The following is a 4,788-nucleotide window of genomic DNA, read 5'->3' as shown; positions in this document are numbered from 1 at the left end:
TTTATGAAATAATCTCTTTAGGAAGTCTTATTCGAAGTTTTTTTCATCACCCACTTAATAAAAGTGTAGAATAACATGAAGTCCAAAGCGAATATAGAGATACGGGATAAAAGGTCACCACTTCTGGTGTAGAAAGTTTCTCCATCATACAATTTGATGGTGGCAGGAAGTGCTGTTTTTTCACCATAGAAAGTGCTTTCTAAGACTTCACCTTTGGCATCGATGTGTGCTGAAATTCCACTATTGGCAGAACGCGCAATTTCTCTTCTGGTTTCGATAGCTCTCATTCTTGCGTAAGCCAAGAGTTGTCGATGACCTTCGGTTACTCCCCACCACGAGTCATTGGTTACAATTGCTAAGAAATTGGAGCCCTTTTTGACATAGTCAGTTACAAATTCTCCATAGATACTTTCGTAACATATAATAGGTGCCAATTTACCTTTATTATAATGATTGGTGAACGTTGTTCTTTCCTCGTCGATTCCTAAAGAAGCTATAGTCCCTCCGAAGTTAAGCATTGCATCTCCCAGGAGTGGTTTTAGAAAATTCATGTAGGGAAATATCTCAACTCCAGGAACCAATTTTCCTTTGTGATAGATTTCGATTTTTTTGTTTTGGTCAATTTGTATTGCGGTATTATAGCCTTCTACCCAAACGTCTGGTCCGATTTCATATGCATTAGAAGGATGGCTTTCTGTGCCTCTAAAAAACTGATGAGAAGAAATTCCTGTAACCATAACTGATTTTGGATGCTGTTTCAGGAATTGACTTAGGTTGTCCAATAAAGCACTCTTATGGAAGCCTTTTTCAGAAAAACTTCCTTTTCCTGGGAGCGCAGTTTCAGGTGCGATATAAAAATCTATTTTGCCGTGAGAATTTTCCTGCGCTAATTGGATTAAATCATTGGTAATACTAATGCTATCTTGTTGATATTTCTCGGCATAAGGATCTAATTCTGGCTGTAATAAAAGTACATTGACTTCCCCAATAGGCTTTTCGTCGAATTGTTGATATTTGACGACCGAGATAATCATCGGAAGGATAATAAGTGCAGTAAAAATGGAAAGATTTTTTATTAAATCCTTCCTGATACGTCCTGCTTCCCAAATTCTCAAAGTATAAAACCCGAAAACATTAACAATAAGAATCCAGAAGCTTCCACCTGTTGCTCCAAGTGTATCATACCATTGTATGATTTTTGGATTTTCTGCAAATACATTTCCGAGATTAAGCCAAGGCCAAGTAAACTCCCAAGCCATGTGAAATTTTTCGAAACTCATCCAGATCGCAATAAAAAAGGCTAGTCCCCAATAAGTGCCTTTGATTTTTTTGAACCAATGATAGCACTGGAAAACCAACGAATAAAGCAAAGAATTTGCAAAAACAGGGATAGCTACCGCTGCAATAGAGTTACTTCCATCAGGGGTTTTGGAACCATACAGCCAACCTGTTGTAACAATATTCCATATAATAAAGGTAAGGTATGATAATCCGAAAATTGCCCAGCCTTTCTTTTTTATTTTTGAAAATTTTGAAATTTCGTGCTCTGCCAATAGGAGCGGGATGAGCGCCACGAATATAAAATATGGGACGCCATAAGTCGGCCACGAAATAGACAATAGCAAAGCGCTAATCAGACAAAGAATAAGATACTTCATGAAGAAAATTTTCCTTCGCAAAAATACAATTTTTTAATTTTCGCAGATTAGAAACTATGAGCAAACAAAAAAAGGAAAGATTTGGCAGGGTTATCTTTCACGGACATAATTGCAACGGCGCTAATTTTTGTCCAAAGGCAGAAAGAGAATTAACCAAAAATTTCCTTGTGCGGTTTGTAATAGTAATAGTAAAGTTCTGAGAAAAGTGATTTCAAAACTTATGCCGAAATGAGCTTAACTAAATGAAATTTTCTTTTCGCCGTCTAATTTTTCTTTTGAATAAATAACGATTTCTTTTCCTTTTAATTGTGCTTTGTTCCAAAAATGGCTTCCAGAAAACCGGCTTTCCAAAATGTTTACCGTTTCACCTTCATCAGAAATTGAAATTTGGTCTGGATAATAGAACATTCGGGGAATGTTCATGGACTTCATTTCTTCATCACTGAAAGTATTAACTTCTCCGAATAGCCTTGCTACATAATGGTTGTAAGGGCTATTGTAGGTGTCTTCTGGACTATCGTTTTGTATCAATCTTCCTTCTTGCAAAATGATAATTTGATCCAACCAAGGCATTACTTCCTGTATTTCGTGGGTCGAAATAATTAAGGAAATATTTTTCTCTTTGACATAATTAAAAAGGCGTTCCCTCAAAATGATTTTCCTCGAAAAATCAAGATTACTAAAGGGTTCATCTAAAAGTAAAAGTTTTGGCATTACCGAAAGTGCACGAGCGATTGCGACTCTTTGTTGTTCTCCACCACTTAAGAATTTTGGTTTTTGGTCTGCATATTCTTCTAATCCTACGACTTTTAAAAGTTCAAGAACTCTTTCGCGTTTTGCTTTTAGATTAATATTAGATATAAATTTCCCTACGTTGTCATAAACCGTTGAATAAGGCATCAGGTCGTAGTTTTGAGCTACGAATTTCATGTCGCTTTCACCAGGAACAATATTTTCTTTTGGTCCGAGTAACTTTTTTCCTTCAAGCAAAATATCGCCGCTTTCCCAATCCAAAAGTCCATAGATTAAGCTAAGAAGAGTCGATTTTCCACACCCACTTTCACCCGCAAGTGCAATAATTTTTCCTTCATCAATCCTTAAATTAAGGTTGTTGAACAATTTTTGTTCTTGGTCGTACGAGAAATATAAATTCTTGATTTCTAAAAGCATTCTGCAAAATTAAGATTTTCTTTTGTTTCCATCTACAAATTTTGAAGGACTACCATTTAAGAACAAGGAAAAATTCTTAGTTTAGCCAAAAATTTTATAAAATCATAAAACCAAAAATGAAAAAAGTCTTAATTTCTGCATTAGCAATTTCTCTATTATCGGTGGTTTTGATTTCGTGCAAGGACGATAAGAAACCAACAAGTGAGTCTCAAGAAGTAGCTACGACTAATGATGGAGAACAATATGCAGTAGATACTACCAATAGTAAAATCGAGTGGAAGGGATACAAAATATTGAAGTCCGAAAGTACTGGCCATTTCGGAACTATTGATTTTTCTGAAGGAACCATCACGGTGAAGGATGGGAAATTGGAGAGCGGAAAATTTGTTGCAAATATGAATTCTTTGGAATCAGTGGATTTAAAGGATGACGCAGAACAGAAAGCAAAGTTAGAGGGACATCTGAAGGCAGGTGATTTCTTCGAAGTAGAAAAATTTCCAACAGCCACTTACGAAATTACGAAAGTGGGAGATGCGGTTGAAGGAGGAGATTACAATACGGTTTTGGATGGTAATCTTACAATAAAAGGAGTGACCAAACCATTGCAATTGCGTGCTAATGTTACGGTAGATGGAGCTAATGTGACCATCGCAACAGAGCCGAAAGATATTAATCGCGAAGATTTTGGTGTTAATTTTCAAGCGCCATTGGAGAATGGTGTGATTAAAAATGAAGTCAACATTCAGGTGAGTATTAAGGCAACAAAAGGAGCTTAGACAGAAGACAAAGATATTTCTAAAAAAAAAGTTGCCTTACGAGGTGACTTTTTTTTGTGCTTGTTGACGAGACTAATTCATATTAAAATCGTAATTTTGCACTTTATAAGAAAACGTTAAGGATGATAGAACAGATAGAGTTGTATTTGGCTGAAGTCGAGAAATTTCAATCTTCAAATTCTGAGGAAATAGAGCAGTTCCGAATTAAATTTAATGGAAAAAAAGGAATTCTGACTGAAATTTTTGCACAGTTCAAAAACGTTCCCAATGATCAGAAAAAGGAATTCGGACAGAAGATTAATACACTTAAGCAAGCGGTTTCGGATAAATTAGATGCTTTGAAAGAAGCTTCTGCTTCTACGATTATAGAAGTTAAAGAAGATTTGACAAAGCCTGGTTTTCCGTTGGAATTAGGAACCAGACATCCTATTAATTTGGTAAAAAATAGGATTATTGATATCTTCAAATCCATTGGTTTTGCCGTTGCAGACGGTCCAGAAATTGAAGATGATTGGCATAATTTTACAGCGCTTAACTTGCCAGAACATCATCCTGCAAGAGATATGCAAGATACTTTCTTTATTGAGAAAGATCCAGATGTTTTGTTGAGAACACATACTTCATCGGTGCAGATTCGATATATGGAGAATAACGAACCTCCGATTAGGATTTTGGCTCCTGGACGAGTTTTTAGAAATGAAGCTGTTTCTGCGCGTTCGCACTGTATTTTTCACCAGATTGAAGGTTTGTATATCGACGAGAAGGTAAGTTTTGCTGACCTTAAGCAGACCCTTCAGTTTTTCACAACGGAACTTTTTGGAAAATCAAAAATTAGATTGAGACCTTCTTATTTTCCATTTACTGAGCCAAGTGCAGAAGTAGATGTTTATTGGGGATTAAATTCTGAAACAGATTACCGAATTACGAAAGGTACCGGTTGGTTGGAGATCATGGGTTGCGGAATGGTTGATCCTGCTGTTCTTAAAAATGTGAACATTGATCCTGATAAATATTCTGGTTATGCCTTCGGAATGGGAATCGAAAGAATTGTGATGTTATTACATCAGATTGGTGACATCCGAATGTTCTTCGAGAATGATGCAAGGTTCTTAGAACAGTTTAAGACTTTATAAAAAATAGAAAGCGTTTCGAAAAGAAACGCTTTTTTTTATGCATTTTTATTT

General features: G+C 36.0%; 4 protein-coding genes. 2 read left to right on the top strand and 2 right to left on the bottom strand.

The window, feature by feature from the left end:
• Window positions 1-17: 17 nt before the first annotated feature.
• Together lnt and AC4AGG_RS15325 are read right to left on the bottom strand one after the other, a co-directional pair.
• Window positions 18-1,658 carry an apolipoprotein N-acyltransferase gene (gene lnt, locus AC4AGG_RS15330; protein ID WP_489772890.1) on the bottom strand — a complete coding sequence of 547 codons (1,641 nt, stop codon included), beginning with the start codon at window positions 1,656-1,658 and terminating at the stop codon, window positions 18-20.
• A 234-nt stretch (window positions 1,659-1,892) separates the two neighbouring features.
• Window positions 1,893-2,828, bottom strand: a complete 936-nt coding sequence (locus tag AC4AGG_RS15325; protein WP_489772889.1) for a sulfate/molybdate ABC transporter ATP-binding protein — start codon at window positions 2,826-2,828, stop codon at window positions 1,893-1,895.
• Between the two features lie 116 nt (window positions 2,829-2,944).
• On the opposite strand from AC4AGG_RS15325, the gene AC4AGG_RS15320 reads away from it, so the two are divergent.
• Both AC4AGG_RS15320 and pheS read left to right on the top strand, forming a co-directional pair.
• On the top strand, window positions 2,945-3,604 hold the full coding sequence (locus AC4AGG_RS15320; RefSeq protein ID WP_489772888.1) for a YceI family protein: 660 nt from the start codon (window positions 2,945-2,947) through the stop codon (window positions 3,602-3,604).
• Between the two features lie 122 nt (window positions 3,605-3,726).
• Window positions 3,727-4,737, top strand: a complete 1,011-nt coding sequence (gene pheS, locus AC4AGG_RS15315) for a phenylalanine--tRNA ligase subunit alpha (RefSeq protein ID WP_489772887.1) — start codon at window positions 3,727-3,729, stop codon at window positions 4,735-4,737.
• Window positions 4,738-4,788 lie beyond the last annotated feature (51 nt).

The sequence above is a fragment of the Chryseobacterium sp. CG10_8 genome, from assembly GCF_058117085.1.
The sequence above is the reverse complement of the archived record's forward strand: the minus strand, read 5'-3'. Positions and strand labels throughout refer to the sequence as shown.